This window comes from Marinomonas balearica (assembly GCF_004362145.1).
GTDB lineage: Bacteria > Pseudomonadota > Gammaproteobacteria > Pseudomonadales > Marinomonadaceae > Marinomonas > Marinomonas balearica.
In genome coordinates, this window is record NZ_SNXC01000013.1 from 83,327 (window position 1) to 106,976 (window position 23,650).

The 23,650-nt window shown below is 42.3% G+C and carries 21 protein-coding genes; 8 read left to right on the forward strand and 13 right to left on the reverse strand.

Annotation, left to right across the window (positions count from 1 at the left end; genetic code table 11):
* On the reverse strand, nt 1–930 hold a 930-nt coding region (locus DFP79_RS18255; RefSeq protein WP_424960647.1), incomplete at its 3' end, for a leucine-rich repeat protein.
* A 127-nt stretch (nt 931–1,057) separates the two neighbouring features.
* On the opposite strand from DFP79_RS18255, the gene DFP79_RS12310 reads away from it, so the two are divergent.
* Entirely contained in the window at nt 1,058–2,341 is a 1,284-nt protein-coding gene (locus tag DFP79_RS12310) for an RNA polymerase sigma factor (protein WP_243730267.1), read from the forward strand.
* Between the two features lie 5 nt (nt 2,342–2,346).
* Here the strand turns inward: DFP79_RS12310 and DFP79_RS12315 are convergent, their stop codons facing one another.
* Nucleotides 2,347–2,700, reverse strand: a complete 354-nt coding sequence (locus DFP79_RS12315; protein ID WP_133504243.1) for a YciI family protein — start codon at nt 2,698–2,700, stop codon at nt 2,347–2,349.
* Nucleotides 2,701–2,801: 101 nt separating this feature from the next.
* Nucleotides 2,802–3,686 (reverse strand): LysR family transcriptional regulator, encoded by an 885-nt coding sequence (locus tag DFP79_RS12320; RefSeq protein ID WP_133504244.1) that lies wholly within the window; start codon nt 3,684–3,686, stop codon nt 2,802–2,804.
* A gap of 105 nt (nt 3,687–3,791) precedes the next feature.
* On the opposite strand from DFP79_RS12320, the gene DFP79_RS12325 reads away from it, so the two are divergent.
* Nucleotides 3,792–4,166: a DoxX family protein gene (locus tag DFP79_RS12325; protein WP_133504245.1), complete on the forward strand. Its 375-nt coding sequence runs from the start codon at nt 3,792–3,794 to the stop codon at nt 4,164–4,166.
* 66 nt (nt 4,167–4,232) lie between these two features.
* Here the strand turns inward: DFP79_RS12325 and DFP79_RS12330 are convergent, their stop codons facing one another.
* The 8 genes from DFP79_RS12330 to gcvT form a co-directional block, all read right to left on the reverse strand.
* On the reverse strand, nt 4,233–5,087 hold the full coding sequence (locus DFP79_RS12330) for a glycosyltransferase family 2 protein (protein WP_133504246.1): 855 nt from the start codon (nt 5,085–5,087) through the stop codon (nt 4,233–4,235).
* 100 nt (nt 5,088–5,187) lie between these two features.
* Nucleotides 5,188–8,313, reverse strand: a complete 3,126-nt coding sequence (locus tag DFP79_RS12335) for an error-prone DNA polymerase (RefSeq protein WP_133504247.1) — start codon at nt 8,311–8,313, stop codon at nt 5,188–5,190.
* Nucleotides 8,313–9,782: a Y-family DNA polymerase gene (locus tag DFP79_RS12340; protein WP_133504248.1), complete on the reverse strand. Its 1,470-nt coding sequence runs from the start codon at nt 9,780–9,782 to the stop codon at nt 8,313–8,315. Before DFP79_RS12340 ends, DFP79_RS12335 begins: the two co-directional genes overlap by 1 nt.
* Nucleotides 9,783–9,792: 10 nt before the next feature.
* Nucleotides 9,793–10,479, reverse strand: a complete 687-nt coding sequence (gene imuA / locus DFP79_RS12345; protein WP_133504249.1) for a translesion DNA synthesis-associated protein ImuA — start codon at nt 10,477–10,479, stop codon at nt 9,793–9,795.
* A gap of 193 nt (nt 10,480–10,672) precedes the next feature.
* Nucleotides 10,673–11,398, reverse strand: a complete 726-nt coding sequence (locus DFP79_RS12350; protein WP_133504250.1) for a flagellar brake protein — start codon at nt 11,396–11,398, stop codon at nt 10,673–10,675.
* Nucleotides 11,399–11,431: 33 nt separating this feature from the next.
* Complete coding sequence (locus DFP79_RS12355) at nt 11,432–12,553, reverse strand: 4-phosphoerythronate dehydrogenase (protein ID WP_133504251.1); 1,122 nt, start codon at nt 12,551–12,553, stop codon at nt 11,432–11,434.
* A complete protein-coding gene (locus DFP79_RS12360; protein ID WP_133504252.1) occupies nt 12,534–13,076 on the reverse strand; it encodes an elongation factor P hydroxylase in 543 nt (180 codons plus the stop codon). Before DFP79_RS12360 ends, DFP79_RS12355 begins: the two co-directional genes overlap by 20 nt.
* Nucleotides 13,077–13,231: 155 nt before the next feature.
* On the reverse strand, nt 13,232–14,326 hold the full coding sequence (gene gcvT / locus DFP79_RS12365; protein ID WP_133504253.1) for a glycine cleavage system aminomethyltransferase GcvT: 1,095 nt from the start codon (nt 14,324–14,326) through the stop codon (nt 13,232–13,234).
* Nucleotides 14,327–14,697: 371 nt separating this feature from the next.
* On the opposite strand from gcvT, the gene glyA reads away from it, so the two are divergent.
* The 6 genes from glyA to DFP79_RS12395 all read left to right on the forward strand — a co-directional run bounded on the left by glyA (nt 14,698) and on the right by DFP79_RS12395 (nt 22,749).
* Nucleotides 14,698–15,975, forward strand: coding sequence for a serine hydroxymethyltransferase (glyA, locus tag DFP79_RS12370; RefSeq protein ID WP_133504254.1), 1,278 nt, complete (start codon nt 14,698–14,700; stop codon nt 15,973–15,975).
* A 56-nt stretch (nt 15,976–16,031) separates the two neighbouring features.
* A complete protein-coding gene (gene gcvH, locus DFP79_RS12375; RefSeq protein ID WP_208111436.1) occupies nt 16,032–16,418 on the forward strand; it encodes a glycine cleavage system protein GcvH in 387 nt (128 codons plus the stop codon).
* Nucleotides 16,419–16,557: 139 nt separating this feature from the next.
* Nucleotides 16,558–19,416 carry an aminomethyl-transferring glycine dehydrogenase gene (gcvP, locus tag DFP79_RS12380; protein ID WP_133504255.1) on the forward strand — a complete coding sequence of 953 codons (2,859 nt, stop codon included), beginning with the start codon at nt 16,558–16,560 and terminating at the stop codon, nt 19,414–19,416.
* Between the two features lie 264 nt (nt 19,417–19,680).
* Nucleotides 19,681–21,678, forward strand: a complete 1,998-nt coding sequence (locus DFP79_RS12385; RefSeq protein ID WP_133504256.1) for a methyl-accepting chemotaxis protein — start codon at nt 19,681–19,683, stop codon at nt 21,676–21,678.
* 131 nt (nt 21,679–21,809) lie between these two features.
* Nucleotides 21,810–22,103, forward strand: coding sequence for a hypothetical protein (locus DFP79_RS12390; protein ID WP_133504257.1), 294 nt, complete (start codon nt 21,810–21,812; stop codon nt 22,101–22,103).
* Nucleotides 22,104–22,155: 52 nt separating this feature from the next.
* On the forward strand, nt 22,156–22,749 hold the full coding sequence (locus DFP79_RS12395) for a CBS domain-containing protein (protein WP_133504258.1): 594 nt from the start codon (nt 22,156–22,158) through the stop codon (nt 22,747–22,749).
* 37 nt (nt 22,750–22,786) lie between these two features.
* Here the strand turns inward: DFP79_RS12395 and tusA are convergent, their stop codons facing one another.
* Together tusA and DFP79_RS12405 are read right to left on the reverse strand one after the other, a co-directional pair.
* Entirely contained in the window at nt 22,787–23,029 is a 243-nt protein-coding gene (gene tusA, locus DFP79_RS12400; RefSeq protein WP_133504259.1) for a sulfurtransferase TusA, read from the reverse strand.
* A 16-nt stretch (nt 23,030–23,045) separates the two neighbouring features.
* Nucleotides 23,046–23,633, reverse strand: a complete 588-nt coding sequence (locus tag DFP79_RS12405; RefSeq protein WP_133504260.1) for an alpha/beta family hydrolase — start codon at nt 23,631–23,633, stop codon at nt 23,046–23,048.
* Between the last annotated feature and the right edge of the window lie 17 nt (nt 23,634–23,650).

Here is a 23,650-nt window from a genome sequence, read left to right on the forward strand (position 1 = left end):
GCACTCGCTTAAACCCAAAGACGCTAGATTGCTAAGCTGTGATAAGCCCTCGAGGCTTTGTAGCCAGTCGCACCCGCGTAAATTCAAAGACGCTAGATTGCTAAGCTGTGATAAGCCCTCGAGGCTTTGTAGCGAGTTGCACTTGCTTAAATTCAAAGACACTAGATTGCTAAGCTGTGATAAGCCCTCGAGGCTTTTTAGCGAGTCGCACCAGTATAAATCCAAAGACGCTAGATTGCTAAGCTGTGATAAGCCCTCGAGGCTTTGTAGCGAGTCGCACCCGCTTAAATTCAAAGACGCTAGATTGTAAAGCTGTGATAAGCCCTCGAGGCTTTGTAGCGAGCGGCACCAGCCTAAATCCAAAAACGTTAAGGCGGTAAGTCCTGATAACCCCTCGAGGCTTTGTAGCGATTTACACTCGCGTAAATTCAAAGACGCTAGATTGCTAAGCTGTGATAAGCCCTCGAGGCTTTGTAGCGATTTACACTCGCTTAAACCCAAAGACGCTAGATTGCTAAGCTGTGATAAGCCCTCGAGGCTTTGTAGCCAGTCGCACCCGCGTAAATTCAAAGACGCTAGATTGCTAAGCTGTGATAAGCCCTCGAGGCTTTGTAGCGAGTCGCACTTGCTTAAATTCAAAGACGTTAAGTCGGTAAGTCCAGATAAGCCCTCGAGGCTTTGTAAGCGATTGCACAAACGCAAGTTTAGCTGTTCAAGCTTTTGTAAAGTTTGAATACCCGTTAGATGCGACAAACATTTGCACCCGCTTAAATCTAACGAAATGAGCTGTTCTGAAAGTTCGCAAATCTCTGGAGGAAGTTGTCTTAGCCTTAATTTGCTTAAATCAAGATGCGTATCGCCGTTGTTCAGGGTGTGTTGTATGCGTGTTTTAGCTTCTCGCAGTGCGCCGGGGTGTTCAAAGCGGGACATTGGTGTTCCTTTACCTCGTTGATTTTATGAATGTATCGGCTTTGATTAAATCAATCAAGCGTCCTCTTTCTCGCTTCATGTTATTCTCGCTAGGCAGGGTCCTATTATATGTTTGGAGGTTTGATCAGTGACAAACAAATCGACTAAGGTGCAGCGTTCCATTGATGTCTTGTATAGAGAGGAATCACCCAAGATGCTGGCATCTTTACTGCGCATTTTTGGTCACCACAATATTGATCTTGTCGAAGACATGTTGCAGGAGGCATTTCATACAGCATTGATAACATGGTCAACTTCGGATATTCCCAATAATCCGAGCGCTTGGTTGATTCAAACCGCTCGCAATCGAGCTATTGATGTGATTCGTACTCAAAAAAACCGTTTAAGATTGTCGGAGCAATACGCTGAGTTACTTGAAAGTGAATGGACTGCGGCGCTGTCGGTAGATGAAGCCTTCCATGAGCCATATTTTCAGGACGAACAATTGCGCATGGTTTTCTTGTGCTGTGCGACGGATATGAAGCTGCAAAATCTGCTTCCTTTTATTTTAAAGTCACTTTGTGGTTTAAGCGTTCACGCGATCGCAAAAGCGTTATTTTTACCAGAAGAGACTGTTAAAAAACGTTTAACGCGAACAAAGGAGCAATTTAAACAGTTACCATGGTCATTGCCGGACAATGATGTCTATGAAAGTGTTATTGAGCGCGTTCATTTGGTCTTATACTTATTGTTTAATGAAGGCTTTCACAGTACGGACGATCAAACCCCCATTCGTAAAGCGTTCTGCCAAGAGGCGATCGCCCTCCTCAAGTTGCTAGTTGAACACCCAAAATTGGGCAACAAAGAGACAGTTTCTTTGTATGCGTTGATGCATTTTCACATCGCGCGAATAGATACGCGCTTAGATGAGAGCAATCAGTTAATCCCGCTTAATCTCCAAGATCGAAACCTATGGAATAAAGGCTATATCAATGCCGGTGAGTTTTTGCTGAATACTGCTTCTAACGGAGCGGATCTGAAATTAAGTCGTTTTTATTTAGAAGCTTTGATTGCCTCTGAACACTGTAGAGCAGAAACATTTAAAGAGACGGATTGGCAAAAAATTGTCCATTGGTATCGAGAATTAGTGGATCTTACCGGCTCTGAAGTGGCCAAAATTAACCTAGCGGTGTCACTTGGTTACGCTGGTTTTTCTGAGCAAGCGATTCAAACTGTGGCAGCACTTGAAAGCTCGCCATTATTGTCTAAATCCCATATGTTGGATGCGACTCTCGCGCATTTATACGCCTTAAACGGTGATAAAGAAAAAGCCTTTGCACATGCAAAGGCTTCTTGTGATAAAGGGGGAACAAGAGCTGAGCAAGCATTAATGTTGCATCAGATTGAAGACCTTTTGTCGCAATCCTCGTAAGTAATTTAGAAGTCCACTTCCATTATTTCTCTTATTTCGACAGTACACCCAGGGTGCGAAAAAATGGGGCAGGTTTTGGTAATGTCTACCGCTTCGTCGTAGTTTTTTGCTTTAACTATAGAATAACCTGACACAAGTTCTTTAAATTCAGAGGCGGCAATGTCTGTTACAACGCCTTCTTCGTTCACTCGTTTCCCACCATAGTTGAGCGGATCGCCACCTGAGACTAATTGATCTTTTGCCGCTAAGGCTTCTATCCATTTGGTCCAATCTTGCATCGTAGCAGCCATTTCTTCGGGTGTTGTTTTTGCAGCCCATTCTGGATCGCCACCTAAATAGATCAACATATAGTTACTCATAATACATTCCTCATTAAACGTTTTTAAACACTCAGCTAACTGGCTAAGCTGTCTATTAGACGAGTGAGTATTTTGATAAGGGACACTTTGCCTTATCAAATTTACGTTTTTTTAAAGCTATTCCATAGCTCTGTCGCAACAGGGCCTAATAATTTGTCATTTCGTTTTATGAGCTTGTAGTCAAACTCGATGCGACTTGCGTAATCATTTAGTTCTATCTCAACGAGTTCGCCTGATTTCAATAAGTCCTTTACGAAATGCTCAGGAAGTCGCCCCCAACCCATGCCAGATTGAATCAATGAAAGCTTAGTTGCAAAGTTGTTTACATACCAATAGCGTTGCGCGCTTTGTACTCCGACATTGACGCCTGTTGTCATAGAGCCAGAATCCTGTACTACAACTTGGTAGGTGTCTATAAGCTGTTTTACACTCGTTAACGATTCGAACTTGTTGACCAATTTGGAAGCTGCCACATTGATTAAGGCACCTTTGCTCACGTGTAGGAATTCCAACTCACCATTTTTTTTAAATTCTGCTTGAATCGGGGTAATCGCCAGATCCACTTCACCTTTATGGATTTGTTCTACAGGGCCTGAGAGGTACTCTTGCTTTATGACGATTTGAGTGGATTTATGACGTTGTTGCAGCGGCTCTAATTTTGACAAGATGGTATCGAGCTCAAATGACGCTTCAATTGCGAGAGAGATCCGCTCCTCATTGCCTTCAGAATAGCTTTTCGCCGTTTGAATTAACTCTTGATGTGATTCGATTACTTTTTTGGCTTTTTGATAAAGGATGTTACCTTGATTGGTTAAGCTTAAGCGATAACCTTCTCGGTCAAATAGCTGTACGCTCAATACCGACTCCAGTTGCTTAACTGCAGTGGTTAATGCAGGCTGTGTTTTCGACACTTTTTCTGCTGCTTGGCTTAAAGAACGACTTTCCGCAATTGCTATGAGAATTTTAAGTTGATCTATCGTAGCCACTTCATAACCTCTGTTAATGCAGTTTATAAAAATATATCAATATTATTAATTGTATTTGAAGGAGATAATTTATCAAATAAATATTAATTCTATGAGAAACAGTTTATGAGTATTGTAAATAAAATCAAAAATTGGTTACCGGTTATTTTATTAGCGTTGCCTATCATAGGAGCTGGCGGTGCTAAGTTAGCGGGCATCCCGGAGCTTCATCAAAGTTTTGAAACAATGGGATTACCGAGCTGGTTCGGTTACTTTATCGGTGCGGCAGAGGTAACAGCGGGTATTGGTTTGTTGGTGCCACGTTGGAGCGCGCTTGCAGCAACAGGTCTTCTTCCTATTTTGCTAGGTGCGATTTACTTCCACCTTACTTACGGAGTTCCTTCTCCGGCACCTGCTGCAGTATTCCTTGTGCTTGCTGTGTTGGTCATTTTCATGCGTCGCAAGCAGGCTATCTGGTTTCCAGGTGTTGCCAACGCATAGATAACGTGAAGAACCCAATCTTTTGCTTTGCTTCAAACATTTGAACGTAAGAGATTGGGTTTATTGCTAAGCGCTATAAGCGCATTTCCGAAAGGTCTGAAAATCTAGCTCTGGTTCATGGGTACGTGCTTCTTCGTAAGTGTTGTTGAGTTGCATTTTTTGCCTGATTAACTGAATCACTTGTCGGCGAGCATGCTCAGTTTCAAATCCTAAGCCATCTTGTTCCAATCTGAACAACGTTTGCTCATACGCTGCTTGAAAAATTTCTCCCACGCCTGTTCCATGGCACATGGATTCATTGTGCACTCTGTATTCATGCAGTGCATCAGTATGAAAGGTTGCCCATCCTGCTTTTTCTATCGCTCTCATATTAAATAGAGTGTCACCGCCGCGAGATACGTTTTCCCAATTGTGGGTGGCCATGCTTTCATGAAATAGCATTAAGAGTGGCGTGTCGGTATGACAAAAATCAGAGAGTGTAATCCTGTCGTATGAAAGCGTGTTTATATAGGAAGCATCGAATGCAGTGTCGATAAGTTGCTCGTTCTCATCGTTGATGACATTAACGTTGTCAAGAGCCACACCTGTTTGAGCTGCGGCTTTCAGAAGTGTTTCTAATCGATTTGGGTAGTAAAGATCGTCGGCATCTAAAGGTGCAATCCAGTTTCCGATCGCATGTTCTTTTGCTTTATTTCGCGCTCTATTGGGGCCACTCTTTGGCTTATCCGTATACACAATGCTTAGTCGCTCGTCTTTTATACCTTGAGATGCGAGCCAACTTAAATAATTCACACCATCATCAGAAGCGATAATACACTCCCAATTGTCATGTGATTGATTTAGGAGTGATTGTACCGCTCGTTTTAAGGTTTTTTTACCTTGGTAAACTGGGGTTATAACGGAAACTAGATTCTGTTGCATGATTACGGCGTCCTTACTTTTTATAAGGTCTATTTTGCCACGATCTTTGGTCTTTTTCTGTTTCTTTGATCCACTCGCCTTCCCATCTATGAACAAACCTCTAGTGAAAGTTCCTCGATTTTATTGAAAGCGCTTCCCATAAGCTTGTTCTGTCAATCAAACGGCCGGCGATTACATGTACGACTTTTCCTTCTTTTTCCAAAACTCCATGAACTTCTAAAATGGTAGCGCCTAAAAAGGCTTTTTTCTGAGCGCTTGCGGTTGCCTGCCAAACCACAACATTGGTGTTTCCAAACTCGTCTTCTAATGTGATAAAGGTCACACCTGATGCTGTACCGGGCCTTTGTCTTCCTGTCACTAAACCAGACACTCTAATCAGTTGTTGATGAGCAGCATGCTCTATTTGATTGCTTGGCGTGCATTTATAGCATGCGCCTTTTTCTCTCAATAGCTGCATAGGGTGTTTCCTTAAGCTCACGCCCATGCTGGTTAAATCTTCTAATATAGTGGCCTGTTCAGTCGGTGTAGAAAGCTCTACTTTTGTTTCGTTATTCAGATCAAGATCAAGTGGTGTTTCTTGTTGATGTCCAAGAATATCCCACCGAGCTTGAAAGCGATTACCCGATAACGTTGAAAGTGCGCCACTTGAAGCTAAAGCTTCTTTATCTCTCTTGTTTGGTTTTACACGATTAAGAAAATCGTCTAAGGAACTAAAAGCCCCATTCTCTCTCGCTTGAACAAGACGATCGCAGCCTTCGTGTGACATACCGCTCACAAGTCGTAACCCCAAACGAATGGCGTACAGCTTATCTTCGGTTAATTCCATTTCATTGGTCGCGGCTTCATCGCGGGGTTCTAACTGATGATCCCATTCGCTGTGTTGCACACATGCAGGTCTAATAAGGACTCCATTTCGTTGTGCATCCTGAATAAGTTGATACGGCGTATAAAACCCCATAGGCTGGCTGTTAAGCAGAGAGCAACAAAAAACGGTGGGATAATGTTGTTTTAACCATGATGAAAAATAAACCAAGATCGCAAAGCTCGCAGCATGTGATTCAGGAAAACCATATTGACCAAAACCTTGAATTTGTAAACACAGCTGATCAGCGAAGATTTCGTCATACCCTCGTTCTAACATGCCTTTTTTTAATTTGTCTTGAAAAGGTTTTAAACGCCCCGTTCGCTTCCAAGCGGCCATCGCTCTTCTTAATTGATCGGCTTCTCCTGCACTGAATCCTGCAGCCACCATGGCTAACTTTATTACTTGCTCTTGAAAAATAGGCACTCCTAAGGTTCTGTTTAATACGCTTTTCACCTCGTGACTTGGGAAATTGACGGCTTGTGTGCCTGCTCTACGTTGTAGATAAGGGTGCACCATTCCACCTTGAATGGGCCCCGGTCTGACAATAGCAACTTGAATAACCAGGTCATAAAAGCAGTTTGGCTTTAAGCGGGGCAACATGTTTATTTGTGCTCTTGATTCGACTTGAAAGACTCCAATACTTTCACCTTGTTGCAGCATGTTATAAACAGCCTGATCTTCTCTGGGAATACTTTGTAAGGTAAAAGGAGCATTTTTCATAATGCTGATCATGCTCAATGACTTCTTTATGGCGGTTAACATTCCCAGTGCCAATATATCGACTTTTAATAACCCCAGCGATTCAAGATCCTCTTTATCCCATTGAATAATAGTGCGTCCGTCCATGTTGGCATTTTCAATCGGAACCAAATAATCCACTCGCTCTGCCGCGATCACAAAACCTCCGACGTGTTGAGATAAATGACGTGGGAAACCGAGAACCTCCTCAACCAATTTTAAAAACAGTTGGAAGCGATAAGATGGTGGTTGCGTGCCAAACTCTGAAAGCTGTGTTAGCCAAGGAGTTGTTTGATCGCGCCTATCCAATTGTTTGATAAGCTTGCCAAGGTAGTGCTCTTCATATCCTAATGCTTTGCCTATGTCTCTTATTGCACTTTTCGCTCTGTACGTTATTACTGTTGCTGTTAATGCCGCTCGTTCTCGACCGTAACGCTGATATAGATATTGTATGACCTCTTCTCGTCGAGCGTGTTCAAAATCTACATCAATATCCGGCGGTTCATGCCTTTCTTTTGAGATAAAGCGTTCAAACAATAAATCTGTATTAGCGGGGTTTACTTCGGTAATCTCAAGGCAATAGCAAACAGCAGAATTGGCGGCAGATCCTCTGCCTTGGCAAAGTATGTCTCGACCCCGAGCAAATTTGACGATATCCCACACTGTGAGAAAGTAATGCTCGAAGTTGAGTTCTTTAATAATTCCAAGCTCTTTTTCGATCAGTTTTTGAATCTTTATGGGGATGCCTTCAGGGTAGCGCCGATGAGCGCCTTCAAATGTCAGCGTTTTCAAGTAATCTGACGGTGATGTTTGATCGGGCACTAGGTCTTTTGGGTATTCGTATTTCAGCTCATCTAATGAGAAGTGACACCGTTTCAGAATAGTGAGGCTTTCTTCAAGCTCTTTCTCAGAGTAGATTCTATTCAATTTTTTGGGAGAACGTAGATGAGTTTCCGCATTGGAAGCTTGCCTACCATCTAACTCATCGACAGAGGTATGCAACCGTACGGCAGTCATTACATCACGCAGTGGCTGACGATGAGGTTCATGCATGTCGACACTACCAATTGCCGTAACGGGCAATCGTAATACGCTAGATAGTCGATAAACCAATTGTTTTTTATGATTGTCAGTAGGCTTCAAAAATTGTTGTAGGCCAAGCCATAGCCTGTTTTGAAAGCGACGACTGAATTCCTTAATTGCAGTAAGCTGTACGGTAAAGTCTTGTGTAAGAGACTGATCCGTAATCACGATAATGATTAAACATTCCTGAAGCCCTGATAGATAATCTTCAAGCTGAAGGTTATAAAAGCCCTTGCTTGCGTTCCTCCTTCCTTTTGTTATGAGCGCGCTCAATACTCGATACGCTTGGATAGAAGGTGCCAACGCAATCAATGAAAAGGCATCTAACTGAAATTCACTGCCGATTACCAATGGGATGTTACATTCTTTGGCTGCGTTATGCGCTTTAACGACTCCTGCTAATGAGCATTCATCGGTTATGGCGATTCCTGAATACTGAAGTTTTTGAGCGCGCTCAACCAACTCGTATGGATGTGAAGCGCCTTTTTGAAAAGTGAAATTGGATCGGATATGCAGTTCTGCATAGCGAAATTTTGTCATTACCCAAACCACCCATGCAAATACCATGTTCCTAAATCATTTCGAAATACCCATGCTTTGCGTCCATCGAACCAACGGGCAATATAGTAATCTCTTCTCGATGAATGAACCGCATTATTATTGAGCCACCATGCACTGCTAATTCTTTCGGGCCCTTCTAATATTTGAAATTGATTAGGAGTAATTTGTTCAGGCTTTTTAGTTTGCCAAGCTGGTCGGTGAGCAAGATCATTATTGCGACTGAGTTTTCTCAACGAACTGCCGCCCTTTGCTTTTTGCTCAATGAGTGAAACCGATAAAAACCGCATCGCTTGTTCAGGTAAATGTTCATTTGTAAGCTTGGGAGTTTGTATAGACTGTTCACCTAAACGTGCTTGGAGTCGACTAATAAAAAGGTTTTGATCCCGTGTTTGTTGTTGGAAGTTATTAAATAAATCACCCGATTCTTCCTCAGATTGTTCCATTTTCACAATATCAACACGCATTGAGCGCACGGGTGCTGTAAGTGTTAAGCGGGTCAATTTTAGTTCTGTAAGCTCTAGCCATAGTGGAGCGCTGTCGCTGCCGAGGTCATGCTGAATACGAATCACTGGGCTGGTTTCTGCTTTATTAGTAGACCATGCCAATGTCAATGTGATTTCAAACGCATACATCCATTGTCTACGGCGCTGAAGAAATAAACACATAGACTGAATAATGGATTTTAAGGGAAATAACAAAGCTAGAGTAGATTCTACCTCGTACTCAAAAAGCCTTTCTCTCTTAAACGTCTCTGGTGCATGGTAAGGTGTGAGAGGTTCTTTAATAAGCCCTAATGCTTGACCAAATTGTGTATACAGCCCGACTCCAAGGTGTCGCCGGAGCAATGATGTTGGTAAGCGATACAAGCTGTTTAACGTATTAAAACCCATACCTTGCAATCTTTGTATATGCTTAGAAGACCAATCGAGATGCTTTATTAAAATATCTTGAATCCAGACCTCTTCATCAAGGTTCTGCCATTGTTTATCAGGTAAAAGAGGCTTCTTAGAAAGTGCTCGCCAAAGGGCTAATTTTCCTGTCTTGGCGAAACCTATGATGTAATTTTCAGACCATGTGTTCAGTGCCTGACGCGCTTTATTTTCGATTTCGCTGACACTGCCGAAATACTGCAACATGGTGGCAACTTCAATCAATATCGCTCTGGGTGGACTGATACACACCGTGGCGGAAAACTGATTTAAGCAAAGAGCCAATATTTCCAATTGCTCCCATTCTGCTCGTGCATCCTTTTCTCGTAATTGCAAATCTGGATTAAGAGTATAAGCAAGAGACAGTGACATGCCTTCCTTTAATCCTGTTGCCCTTGCTTGTTGATTACACAAAATTAGTTTTGATTTCTGTCGGTTGATCAGAGCGGTAGCATTGCCGCAGCCATTAGTGTCCAGCGCTTCAAGTGACAGTTGAGGAAAATAAAAAGCCATCCACATATAGATTACCTTATAGCGCTGAAAGCGTCGGCTGATGCTCCGCTAAGCGTCTAAATTGGCTTTTATTCGGTTGCGTGGAAATAGCAATGGGACGAGTTTCCCACCCACCTCTTCTTTTCAAAAAGCGAACTTCTATTTCGTCTTTATTTGATTTTAGATGCATTCTATATGGAAAAAGCGTTGACTGATTTGCCGCTTTTTCCGAGCGATAAGCAATCCCTAATGTGTTGCTGTTCTTTGCTGCAAGCTGTAATTTTCTGGTGTTGGCCATGTCTGCCTTGACTGGATGCCACATAAATACAGCACAACATAATCCAGATTTTAAACACTGATATTGTGCCCACAATGCATCTTTTTCACTGGATGTGTTGATCAGCCATAACTGCTGAGATTCAATGCCTTGTAGCTCTAAAAGTGTGGCATTAGGTATAAAAGGCGGGTTAATAAAGGCCACTTTCTTATCCTGACTTGCGCGTTTGAGCCATGGAGTAAATAAGCTAAGCTCTCCAATTCCGGGTTGTGAAATGAGCACTTCTATAACATCACCAGACGGCCACCCATTGGAATTGAGTAACGCGTCAATTTTATCAAATCCTGTACTTAGCTTTTCCTCTTTTTGTTCAACAGGTATGGGTGAAGTGTTACCGCGCCAAATAAGCCCTTTATTAGAAAGTGAGTTCAAAGAAGGAGAATGCATGTCAGAATCCAAAATACTGTATATACATACAGTATTGTAAATTACATGGCAGAGTTCAAGTTCTTTTCTGCGAACAAAAAGAATGCGAGTGAAATGTTGTATTCAATTTTGCGTAAGATACGCTTAAAAAATGGATGGATACAGAGGGGGTTAAAGAGAAAGGTAGTGCTTTTTGAAAAAGAGAAAAGCGCGATTAGCGCCCTTTTTCTCTTTGTTGTTCAAGAATATAAGCAACTAGCGGAACGCCTACTTCCTTCGGCAATTCGTTAAATTTGATGCCATAGACATATAAATACTCAACTCCCATTCGAGAAAGGAACTCATTGTCTGTTAAGGTCGATTGCAGCTTATCAATGTGTTCTATTTCTTGAGATCGAATCTCAGAAATAATCTTCAAATAGAAATCGTACTCAGATATTTTTAACCGTAAAGAAAGATTCATCTTTTGGTTAACAGAACCGAAATCTTCTTTAGAAAGAAGCTTTGCCCCACCAGTACTTAGATCTACCAAGATTCCATTAGCTGCTGAGAAAATACTCTCTGGGTTGTTCGCAATAGGTTCAAGACTACAAATAGCACGAGTTTCAATACGCACGGCCTTACGTACAATTGAGGTTTCTACATAGTCTGGATAAGCGATGTGCAAATGCGCTGAAGGATCGAGATAGCTCTTCGCAACTTGGCTTGAAAAAGCACAGACAGAAGTGTCGAGCATTAAGCGAACGTTCACCACTTGGCTTTCGCGAACCAAGATGTTTTTACCGTTTACTTTAGGTGATGACAGGATAAGAGATCGCCCGGGAAGTCTTCCCACGACTTGTACAGTGTGGCGTCCAGGAGGCGAAATAAACTCTAGCTGCACAGATGTTCCCATCGGCACGTCTATTTCGCTAAAATTGGTCTGGACTACATCAGCCATCTAGGCATCACCTCACCTTATTATTCTTTTAAATTAATTACGTTTAAAACCGATTGCGTTTAGCTCTCTTTGATAAGATGCCTGAGTCGCGATGCATGTGTTAAATTCATCTCTTTCTACATAGTGCTTACGGAGCCAATCAAACGTTTCATAAGACGGTGCATTTCTATATTTCCGTCTTAGTCGCGTGTCGTCTCTCGAAATATCATAAACAGCAAGAATCGCTCTTGCGAGCACGTCATGTAGACAGGCGTCCTCATTTAATAACATATTTGTAATACTACCTCGACTCACTGCTTTGGAGTAGTCTAAATTAGGTTTAATATTCAAAAACTTACAAAGAGAAAGGTATACCATCCAAGTTCCTTTTTCCCTTCCTTGTTTGCTGTACCCTGCAATATGAGGCGTTGCCAGATCCACTTTATCCAGAAGCGTGGTATTGATATGAGGTTCATTTTTCCATACGTCCCACACCAAATTCAGTCTTCCTTCTAATTCTTCGAGTCGAGCGATTAAGCTGTCTTCACAGATAACACCGCCTCGCCCTGCTGAAATTATGGTTGTATCTGGTTTGAGTTTTTTCAGCTGCTCCTTTCCTAACATGTTATAAGTCGGATGAGACCCTGTCTTTGTCAGCGGTGCATGTAAGCAAATAATATCGCAATCCATTACATCATCGAGCGTTGTCAGCTTTGTTGAATTGTTTTGTACGAACGGATCGTAGGCAATTACATTACAACCCAGAGTTTCAAAGCGTTGATAGACCGTTTTACCAACGTTTCCATGTCCGATAATACCAATGCGTTTGTTTAACCAAGTCAGTTTTTTATTTAAATAAAGATGAGACAAAGCACTGAACACATAATCTGCAACGGCATCGGCATTACAACCGGGTGCGCTGCTGAAGCAAATATTGTTATTTTGAAGATGCTCAAGATCAATATGATCCGTTCCAATTGTAGCGCTACCAACAAATTTTATGTTGCTGTCTTTTAGAAGCGCAGGAGTTACCTTAGTGACCGAACGCACGAGAAGAATGTCTGCGTTTTTTACCTCCTCATTAGACAACGATCGACCAGGCATAAGAGAAACGTCTCCAATAGATGAAAACAGATTTAAAACATTAGGCATATTCTCATCGGCGATGATTTTCATAACACTCCTGCAAATGTTGCTTAAAAGTTAATGTGGTATTAGGGAAACGTAGATCATAAAGCGCCAATGCAAAACGTTGAACGCGCTCAGGTATATTTGACATAAGCGTGTAGACTTTGTCTAAAACGCGATGTTGAAAAGGTGTGCTGTCGTAGTCAGGAAGGGCCAAATTATCACTACTGACTCTAAATTCTCTTCCAAGAGCCCATTGGAAAAAACACTCATAAGATTGCGGTAGAACCTCAACGTCTTCAAAAACTTTTTGTAAAGCTAAGCTACGCGAATCTGGCTCATACCAATAACCAAAGTCATCTTGCATTCTCCTTTGTGTGCCAGCAACGCACCAATGAGCTGTTTCATGTAACGCACTGGAGATGTAATCGTATCGGTATTCAATACGTGCAGGCTCACCATTTACGGAAGCTCGATAAAATGGCTCTTCGGCTTCTCCAACTAAAAGGGTATTAAACTCATTAAAGAAACATTCATGAAAAACGGATTCTACATCGCGAGAGACAAGCACCAATAACCTACAACTGTTTTCTGGGAGGATTAAACGAAAGATGGAATTATTACACAGATAAGAACAAGCAACCATATTAAGGATGCTCGCTTCGTGCTCTAGTAAAGTCTTCTAGCCTCCATGAATAGATGGAGGCTAGAGCTTAAAACTCAATGTTACCCACGATAAAAACGAGCAGGAACAAACGGCATTTTGGTTTGCGTTAATGGCAATTGCTTCCCTCGAACCAAAGCAAACAAAGGCGATTCTAACGCTTGCGTTTCAATATAAGCCATGACGATAGGCTGACCCAGTGAAGGTGAAAAACCACCACTGGTGACTTTCCCTACTGTCTCATTGGCTTCATTTACGATTTCAACACCTTCACGAACAGGGGCTTTGCTCTCCACTAAGAAGCCAACACGTTTACGCGATAATGTTTGACCAAATTGAGGAAGAATAACATCGCTGCCTACAAACCCACCTTCACGCTCACCATCGATACGGCGAACCTTTTGAATAGCCCAATTAAGAGAAGCTTCAACCGGCGTTGTATTGGTATCTATGTCGTGACCATATAAGCAAAGACCCGCTTCTAAACGTAATGAATCACGAGCACCAAGACCAATCCATTCAACTTCTTCCATCGACGTCAAAGCAGACGCGAGTAATACTGCCTGATTCGCTGGAACAGAGATTTCATAACCGTCTTCACCGGTATAACCTGAACAGCTCACCCAAAGTTCAATACCTTGCCACTCTACTTTGATGGACTGCATAAACACCATATTAGACAGTTCAGGAATCAAAGCCTGAGCAGCTTGACGAGCTTTAGGGCCTTGAAGAGCAAGTAATGCACGATTTTCAATTTCTACGACAGAGCTTGTGACCAATTGCTCTTTTAAATAAGCGATGTCTTGACCTTTACACGCGGCATTAACCACCATAAAAATTTGATCACCCCAGTTTGCAAACATAAGATCGTCTGAGATACCGCCTTCTTTAGTAGTAAAAAAGCCGTAACGTTGAGTGTTTAACGCCAAACCCAAAACATCTACAGGCAATACCGCTTCTAATTCTTTTTTAGCATTTTCGCCGCTGATAATTACTTGTCCCATATGAGAAACGTCAAATAGACCAGCGTTTTCACGTACCCACAAATGCTCTTTTTTTACCCCTAACGGATACTGTACGGGCATTTCATAGCCTGCAAATTCAACCATGCGCGCTTGCGCATCTATGTGTGCGTCGTATAAAGGAGTACGTTTCATAAAGAACCTCTTATGGAAGATCTGGGTTATTGTTTCCGATTGGAAACAGGATAAAGCTTAACTGAACTAAGTTTCAAGGATTTACTGCTATATTTTCCAATATATTGCGCTTTTCGAGGCTAAAAAAACGCCTAGAAACATAACCAAGTGGTTCAATTACGATTTATTTTTCCGAAAAATAAAAAAAAGCGACACTTTCGTTTCCAATTGGAAACTTTTTAATTATGATGTGCTTCAATTAGCTCGGAAGCACATAAAAGAAACTCTTATTAAGTTGACCATTTTTCATTCCTTTGAACGTATGAAGTGTTAACATATATAAGAATTTTTGTGTCATTTGCAAAAATGTTAATTTAAGAGGAAATTCCATCATGGCCAACACTGAAGTATTCTTCAGCCAAGCGCTTTCTGAGCGCGACCCAGAATTGTTTGCAACTCTTACAGAAGAGCAAGAACGCCAAGAAAACGGTATTGAGCTAATCGCCTCAGAAAATATTGTTTCAAAAGCAGTATTAGAAGCGCAAGGTTCTGTTCTTACTAACAAGTATGCTGAGGGTTATCCTACTCGTCGTTACTACGGTGGCTGTGAAGCTGTTGATGTAACTGAGCAATTGGCGATCGATCGTGCGAAGAAATTATTTGGCTGTGAATTTGTAAATGTGCAACCTCACTCTGGAGCACAAGCTAACGGCGCTGTGATGCTGGCACTTCTTCAGCCAGGCGACACTATCATGGGTATGTCACTGTCTTCAGGCGGACACTTAACTCACGGTGCGCCACCGGCTCAATCTGGTAAATGGTTCAATGCTGTTCAATACGACGTAAGCCCTGAAACACTGCTTATCGATTACGATGCTATCGAAGCTCAGGCTATTGAAACCAAACCAAAAATGATTATCGCGGGTGGATCTGCAATCCCACGTGAAATCGATTTCAAACGTTTCCGTGAAATCGCTGACAAAGTTGGCGCTTACTTAATGGTAGATATGGCACACATTGCAGGTTTAGTTGCAACAGGTGTACACCCATCTCCACTACCACATGCGCATGTTGTTACAACAACAACACACAAAACACTACGCGGCCCTCGTGGCGGCATGATCCTATCGAATGATTTGGATCTAGGTAAGAAAATCAACTCTGCAGTATTCCCAGGCTACCAAGGTGGCCCATTAATGCACGTTATCGCAGGTAAAGCAGTTGCATTCGGTGAAGCACTTAAACCTGAATTCACAGATTACATCAAGCAAGTTGTAGCAAATGCTAAAGCACTTGCTGAAGTTATGGTTGAACGTGGTTGCGACATCGTTACAGGTGGTACTGATACTCACCTAATGTTGGTTGATCTTCGTCCTAAAGGACTTAAAGGTAATGTTGCTGACCAAGCCTTGGAACGCGCTGGCATTACTTGTAACAAAAACGGCATTCCATTCGATACAGAAAAACCTATGGTGACTTCTGGTGTTCGTTTAGGTACGCCAGCAATCACATCACGTGGTTTCGGTGAAGAGGAGGCTCGTAAAGTGGGCCACCTTATCAGCGATGTACTTGATGGTTTAGTTGAAAAACCTGAAGGTAATCCTGAAGTAGAAGAGCGTGTTCGCAACGAAGTTCTTGAGCTTTGTAAGCAATTCCCTCTTTATCGTTAATATTAAATACCCGAGGCACTCCACCTCGGGTTATTTTTACTAATGGGACTAAAAAAATGAGCAATATTCCAAACAACCTAAAGTATGCAGATTCACACGAGTGGGTTCTTGACAACGGAGATGGCACTGTAACAGTAGGTATCACAGATCACGCACAAGATCTGCTTGGCGATGTTGTTTATGTTGAGCTACCTGAAGTAGATTCAGAAGTTACAGCAACAGAACAATTCTCTCTTGTTGAGTCAGTAAAAGCAGCTTCTGACATTTACGCGCCAGTGACTGGGGTGATTGTAGAAGTAAACGAAGCTCTTGACGACGCTCCAGAGCTAATCAATGAATCGCCATACGCTGACGCGTGGATTGCAAAAATAAAGCTAGCTGAAGACGCAGATCTCAGCAAACTTCTTGATGATGCAGGCTATACAGCGTCAATCGAAGAATAGATTTTTCCGTTTAGGATAAAGTCGAAAAAGCGCCCTTTCCTTCTTAGGAAATACCGAAATAGAATCTGCATTGCTGCATTTTCAAAGGGCGCTCTCAACCCTCACACAAAACATCATTTATTGTACAGGTGATATCATCATGACTTCGTGCATCCGCGATTTATTAGGCAAAGATGAGTTTCTAGCTCGCCACATTGGCCCAGATTCCTCAGAAAAGCAAAAAATGCTGGATACTATAGGCGCTCCTTCTCTTGACACATTGATTGAGCAAACCGTTCCAAGCGCAATCCATCTAACAAACATCGATCTGAGCGAACAGCCACTAAGTGAAAACGAAGCGTTAACAGAGCTAAAATCAATTGCCAATAAAAACACCGTTGCACGCAGTTTCATTGGTATGGGGTATCACGATACATTTGTTCCTACGCCCATTTTACGCAATCTATTAGAAAATCCAGGCTGGTATACTGCTTACACGCCGTACCAACCAGAAATATCTCAAGGTCGCCTTGAAGCACTATTGAACTTCCAGCAAGTGGTTATCGACCTTACAGGGATGGAAATATCCAACGCCTCTTTACTAGATGAAGCAACCGCAGCAGCTGAAGCGATGACGCTAATGCAGCGCTCTAACAAGAAAAAGAGCAATGTACTTTTCGTTGCAGATAACTGCCTTCCTCAAACGATTGACGTTATAAAGACTCGAGCAGAGCTTTTGGGTATAGAAGTGATCTGTGCTAATGTCGACACTTTGTCCGACCATGATGTATTTGGTGTGGTATTACAATATCCAGGCATCGATGGAAACGTGACAGATCTACGTTCGGTGGTTGAGGCTGCGCACGCACAAAAAGCGTTAGTTACAACCGTTGTCGACCTATTATCTCTTGTTCTATTAAAATCTCCTGGCGAACTTGGTACAGACATCGTAGTTGGCAGCGCTCAGCGATTTGGCGTTCCTATGGGATTTGGCGGCCCACATGCCGCTTTCCTTGCAACAAAAGACAAATTCAAACGTTCGATGCCAGGCCGCGTCATTGGTGTGTCAAAAGACAGTCACGACAAACCAGCATTACGTATGGCCATGCAAACTCGCGAACAACATATTCGACGCGAGAAAGCGACATCAAACATTTGTACTGCACAAGCCTTATTGGCGATGATGGCAGGATTCTACGCGGTATATCACGGCCCAGATGGATTGAAGAAAATTGCTTCACGAGTTGCAGGATTTACCAATATTCTGGCGCAATCTCTTAAAGAAAAATACCGTTTAAACGACACTTATTTTGATACATTGGTTATTGAAACAGGAGATCGTACAGACGCAATACTGTCCGCAGCACACGCTCAAAACATCAACCTATACAAAGCGAGCGATGCATCGATCTCTTTATCCATAAGCGAAACAACCTCGTTTAACGATCTCATAGATCTTGCAGACATTTTTAGCGTTACAATTGACGACTCCGCTTTAGACAGCACGATTGACTTTGGATTTGACCCTGAGCTAGTACGTACTGACGCAATTCTTGCACACCCTGTTTTCAACACACACCACAGTGAAACAGAGTTAATGCGCTATATGCGTCAACTTGAAGTTAAAGACATCGCATTAAATCAAAGTATGATTCCGCTTGGCTCATGCACAATGAAACTTAATGCAGCATCAGAAATGATCCCTGTTACATGGGCAGAATTTGGACGCATCCACCCATTCGCGCCAGAAGCTCAAGTAGAAGGTTATCATCAGTTGCTCGACGAATTGATTCAAATGCTATCAAAAGCAACTGGGTACGATACCATTTCACTTCAGCCAAACTCTGGCGCACAAGGTGAATATGCAGGTCTGGTCGCTATTGATAAATACCACAAGTCTCGTGGTGACGCGCACCGAAATATTTGTTTAATTCCGAGCTCCGCGCACGGGACGAACCCTGCTTCTGCAGCATTAGCTGGTATGAAAGTCGTTATCGTAAAATGCGATGAAAATGGCAATATCGACCTTATCGATTTAACTGAGAAAGCGGAACTGCATGCGGATAACTTAAGCTGCATTATGGCAACCTACCCATCTACGCACGGCGTGTTTGAAGAACACATCCGTGAAGTGTGCGACGTGGTTCATAAGTTCGGCGGTCAAGTTTACATCGACGGCGCAAACCTCAATGCGCTATTAGGTGTTGCCCCTCCAGGATCGTTTGGCGGCGACGTTTCTCACCTTAATTTGCATAAAACATTCTGCATTCCGCATGGCGGCGGTGGCCCAGGCATGGGACCGATTGGTGTTAAATCCCATCTATCCCCCTTCTTGCCAGGCCATGCAGTGAGCCCCGTCGTACAGCAGAATGAGCAACACGGCGCCATATCTGCAGCACCTTACGGCAGTGCAAGCATCCTGGTTATTACTTGGATGTACATAAAGATGATGGGAGATAAAGGCCTTAGAGATGCAACGCATCATGCAATTCTGAACGCAAATTACATTGCTAAGCGCCTTGGAGATCATTATCCAGTGCTTTACACGGGCAAAAATGGCACAGTGGCACACGAGTGTATTATAGATATTCGCCCAATTAAGGCGGAATCTGGTATCAGTGAAGAAGACATCGCCAAGCGATTGATGGACTTTGGATTCCACGCCCCAACCATGTCGTTCCCTGTTGCTGGTACACTAATGATCGAACCTACAGAGTCAGAAAGCAAAGAAGAGCTTGATCGCTTCTGTGACGCTATGATTCAAATTCGTAATGAGATTCGCAAAGTACAAGGCGGCGAGTGGTCAATTGAAGACAACCCTCTAGTCAATGCTCCTCATACCGCAGCAAGCCTTCTAGAGGGAGAATGGAATCACCAGTACTCTAGAGAAGAAGCTGCTTACCCCTTAGCATGGATCAAATCACGCAAATATTGGCCTCCAGTAGGCCGAATTGACAACGTATATGGCGACCGAAATTTATTCTGCGAGTGCCCACCAATCGAGCACTACACTGATTAATTAGTCGCTTTTCCACTTTTTCAAAAGCTGCCAAATAGGCGGCTTTTTTTTGCGCTATTTCTACTGAAACCATAAACTTAAATAAAAATCTACTCAAAACAAATTGACTAATCAATAAGCCTATACGATTTTTAATATGTACAAAAATCACACACATAAGTTTCATAATTTAACGTTATGTTCATAATAATCGCTGGTTATTTTATTTCTGAGGTTATTTTGCTCTAGCAGGCATATAGATTTATACGAGTAGAGGGAGAAAATATGAGGTCCTTTTTGAGTCAGCTGAAAGTGTCTCAAGCTATAGCGCTTGTTGGTTTCATTCAGTTTTTGTTAGCTGCCACCGTCACTGCCGTTTTAATCTACCTTTTAATGGAAGAAATAAGAGAAGGAAAGATTGCTGAGGACATGGTCGTCATGTCTGAAGTTTTGGATGCCATTGCACACAATCATGCAGTCGAACGAGGCTTAACCGCCGGCTATCTTGGGTCTAAAGGCAAAAATGGAAAAGAAAAACTGGCTCAACAACGTATAAAAGCCGATCAAACCGAACAGGCACTTCGCTCACTAAGCGCACAAGACTTCAATCGAATTGATGACGAGTATATCGATAAAATTCGCGCCCCTCTACTAAAGCGCTTTGCCAAAAAGGACCAAATAAGACGTTCTGTCGATGCCCTTTCTCCTAATAGCGGTGCGTTTGCGTATTATTCTGATTTGAATGCCCACGCTTTGATTGAAATTCGGCATCTAGGCTCAAATATTACTGATCGCAATGTTACGCTAGCACTTGAAGCGCGCTTAAGCCTGCTTTGGATGAAAGAGCGTATAGGGCAATACAGAGGAGCATTAAACGGCGTATTCGCATCTGGAAAAAGCACCGCCGTTCAAAAAAGTAAGATCTCAACATTCCTACAAGAAGAGCAGAATTGGCAAGAAAACTACGAAGAGATTGCATCGCGAGAGAGGCTTGCATTATTCGAGAAAATCAAAACGTCTGATGATTGGAAGAACGTAGCGGAAGTAACACGCAACTTCAATTCGTTAACAGATTTAAACAGTGTTCCCTCTGTTCCCAACTGGTTTGCAATGGCAACAGCAAAAATAAAACTCACTAAAAACGTTGCTGATCAAATAGGCTCACAAATTAAAATAGAGGCAGACGAATTAATTGAGCAAGGTTACCAAAATGTAACCTATTTAATTGTGGCGTTTATTGTTGCTGCCATACCCACTATCTGGATCATGCTGGCTATAATTAAATCCGTTTCAGGACGCGTTCAGCTTATCCAAAATGCCCTTAATCGTATTTCAGATCAAAAAGATTTAGCCCACACTATCCCTAACTCAAGCAAAGATGAGATAGGCACCATCATTGATGCTTTCAACCTACACCTTGAACACCTATCCGACACTTTCAATGAATTACAACAAAAATCCAGTCAAGCGAAATCAAGTATGGAATACTTGTCTACCAAATCAAAATCTGCGCTTGAGGAAAACCAAGAGCAATTAAACAGAACAGCTCAGATAGCCACTGCGGTAGATGAAATGTCTTCGACAAGCACCGTCATTTCACAAGACATGCGTTTAGCGTCAGAAGAAACCCTTAACATGCAAAAACAAAGTAGTCTTGGCCGAGATCGCATGCAGGCAATCCTAACTTCGATCGACACGCTCAGTAAAGAAGTTGCAGGAGGATTTAAGTCAGTCGAAGTGGTGACCGGCCAAACAGATGAGATTGGTTCCATTCTTCAAACCATTGAATCCATTGCAGAGCAAACCAATTTACTCGCGTTGAACGCAGCAATTGAAGCAGCCCGAGCCGGTGAGCAAGGCCGTGGTTTTGCAGTCGTCGCGGATGAGGTTCGCAGTCTGGCTCAACGAACTCAAGGCTCAACAGATGAAATCCGGAAAATGATTGAATCTCTTGTCAAAAGTAGCAGTAGCGCACTTAAGTCAATGAATACTTGCTCCACTATGTCGACTGAAACCGCAAGTACCGTCTCTGAAAATGTCGTCATGATTCAAGAGCTATTCAACTCAATCGATTCCGTCAATCAGGCAATTGAGCGTGTAAGCTCCGCCTCAGAAACTCAATCTAAAGCCTCGGACGAGATCAATAAAAACGTTCAAAACGTTAATGAACGATCTGAATATATTCTTGAGGCAGTATCTGAAGTGGAAAACACAACAAGCTCTGCAAGCGGCCATATATCTGATGTCATTACAGAAATTGAATCCTATAAATTAAGATCTTAACATTTTACAAACAACGGTAGAGAAAAGTGTAATAAATTCGATTTATTAGAATCAATTAACAATAACTAATTGCTAATAAGAAATAGATAGCGCTAGACTGGAGGTATTCAAAACAAACAAGAGGTAGTTCAATGAGTCGAACTGTCGCAATTTACATGCTACTTATCCCACTGCTGCTTACTATTTGCAGCAGTGTGAAAGCATTTGAAAGCGAGTTTGACTCAGGAATCGCCAGTGCATCCGCAGCCGCATTTGCGGTGGATTTAAATAAAGACTCACCACAACCAGATATCGATCTAATCTCTGTTATTGCCACCGTCGCCCCTCGCGATATTGCGATACATGCAGGTTTAAGTGGTATAGATTTCGCATTCGACTCATCTTATTATTACGCATTTTCTGTAAGAGCCCCTCCTCAAGCATAAGTTAATTAGTTACCCATTATTTATCTAATTTGAACGTTCTGAGGAATACAAAATGAAAACACTTACTTATGTTTCAACTAAAGAAATCAACGATCTTGTTTGGCCTGATGTCGCGGAAAGTACAGGACTATATTCACCTGCAACCAGTGTGTTGACTGACTTCCATACTAGAATTCCTCGTATTATAGAACCAACTGTGCGTGCCGACATACTTGTAGATGTGATGAAAAAAGAGCACGTGAGAATGAAGCTCGTAGTTGACGCTAATAATAAATTCTTGGGTGTTGTGAGTCTTGAAGATTTGAGTGATGAAATATTCGTTAAGCAAGCCGCGCAGGGTTATAGTCGAGACGAATTGCTTGCAATTGATGTTATCAGAGCAAAAGAGGACTTGTTCGCTGTCTCTTATGCTTCACTGAAAGGCGCGGATGTGGAATCTCTTTTGTTTAGCCAACGAGAAAACCAATATCAACACCTTTTAGTTGTTGATGAAGAGTCTCAAGCTATTCGCGGTTTGGTTTCTGCTCACGACATTATTAGACAACTAAAAATCAACATAGACTTGTCTCGTCCGACCAGCTTTGCTCGCCTTTACGAAGTGATCACTAAGGACTATGCAAACAGCAGAAGACTGCGAGTCGCATAACTGCGATCGATGGAGACGCAGGGCGCAAGCCCTGCACTTATTTTTTCTCTAACCAATATAAAAACAAATCCCCTTCCTGAACCTGCTTTCTTAATGGGTGCCCTAGAAAATTACAAAATTTTGGAATATCTCTCTGAGTGGAAGGATCCGTTGCAACTACTTTTAATATTTGCCCGGAAGAAAGTTTTCTCATTTCGGCGTGTAACATCATTACTGGTTCTGGGCAGTATAAGCCTTGAGCATCCAGTAATGTGTCTTCGTTTATCTCAGCATCAAGCATGTATGTGTTCCTAATCCTAAAGGCTGTATTGGGCCATCCAAGTATTCGCAGTATGAGTCATTTCGCAAATAAGTTGATTTATACTCATATTGTATTTTTTTGCTCGCTTAAAATCATGATTTGCTCCATCAATCCACTCAATATCAACTAAGCTAGAAAGCACTTGTTGATCAACCCAATCAAAATTCCCAAGCGAATCTTTTGTACCTTGAAAAATAAGGCAAGGCTTAGTGACAGCTGCTAAATAACTCAGCCTGTTTTTCTCTGGCTTCTTTGTGGGGTAAAATGGAAAGCCAAAACAAACGACCCCTTTAACATTGTGACTTTCTGTTAGTTGCGTCGCAATTCGAGCTCCCATAGATTTTCCAACGATAAAACAAGGTTGATTTTCTGGAATAACGCTCTTTACCTCTTCTACGAGCTTTTCGAATTTTGGAGGGGGTCGTCTTGAGGATGTTTCCTCCATTACCTTCATATAGTCCAACGTAATGGGTATTACCTCTAGTCCGGTAGTTAGAGAAAGCTGACTCTTAAGCTCCACCAAAAAATCACTTTGGTGCCCAGCACCGGCCCCATGTAACAAGTAGATTGTTGCGTCATTCATTTTATTAAAAGCTTGGA

Coding starts and splice junctions, on each gene's coding strand:
- DFP79_RS12315 (WP_133504243.1), bottom strand. CDS start 2,700: ATGAGTAACTATATGTTGATCTATTTAGGTGGCGATCCAGAATGGGCT.
- DFP79_RS12325 (WP_133504245.1), top strand. CDS start 3,792: ATGAGTATTGTAAATAAAATCAAAAATTGGTTACCGGTTATTTTATTA.
- DFP79_RS12330 (WP_133504246.1), bottom strand. CDS start 5,087: ATGCAACAGAATCTAGTTTCCGTTATAACCCCAGTTTACCAAGGTAAA.
- DFP79_RS12335 (WP_133504247.1), bottom strand. CDS start 8,313: ATGACAAAATTTCGCTATGCAGAACTGCATATCCGATCCAATTTCACT.
- DFP79_RS12340 (WP_133504248.1), bottom strand. CDS start 9,782: ATGTGGATGGCTTTTTATTTTCCTCAACTGTCACTTGAAGCGCTGGAC.
- imuA (WP_133504249.1), bottom strand. CDS start 10,479: ATGCATTCTCCTTCTTTGAACTCACTTTCTAATAAAGGGCTTATTTGG.
- DFP79_RS12350 (WP_133504250.1), bottom strand. CDS start 11,398: ATGGCTGATGTAGTCCAGACCAATTTTAGCGAAATAGACGTGCCGATG.
- DFP79_RS12355 (WP_133504251.1), bottom strand. CDS start 12,553: ATGAAAATCATCGCCGATGAGAATATGCCTAATGTTTTAAATCTGTTT.
- gcvT (WP_133504253.1), bottom strand. CDS start 14,326: ATGAAACGTACTCCTTTATACGACGCACACATAGATGCGCAAGCGCGC.
- glyA (WP_133504254.1), top strand. CDS start 14,698: ATGGCCAACACTGAAGTATTCTTCAGCCAAGCGCTTTCTGAGCGCGAC.
- gcvH (WP_208111436.1), top strand. CDS start 16,032: ATGAGCAATATTCCAAACAACCTAAAGTATGCAGATTCACACGAGTGG.
- gcvP (WP_133504255.1), top strand. CDS start 16,558: ATGACTTCGTGCATCCGCGATTTATTAGGCAAAGATGAGTTTCTAGCT.
- DFP79_RS12385 (WP_133504256.1), top strand. CDS start 19,681: ATGAGGTCCTTTTTGAGTCAGCTGAAAGTGTCTCAAGCTATAGCGCTT.
- DFP79_RS12390 (WP_133504257.1), top strand. CDS start 21,810: ATGAGTCGAACTGTCGCAATTTACATGCTACTTATCCCACTGCTGCTT.
- DFP79_RS12395 (WP_133504258.1), top strand. CDS start 22,156: ATGAAAACACTTACTTATGTTTCAACTAAAGAAATCAACGATCTTGTT.
- tusA (WP_133504259.1), bottom strand. CDS start 23,029: ATGCTTGATGCTGAGATAAACGAAGACACATTACTGGATGCTCAAGGC.
- DFP79_RS12405 (WP_133504260.1), bottom strand. CDS start 23,633: ATGAATGACGCAACAATCTACTTGTTACATGGGGCCGGTGCTGGGCAC.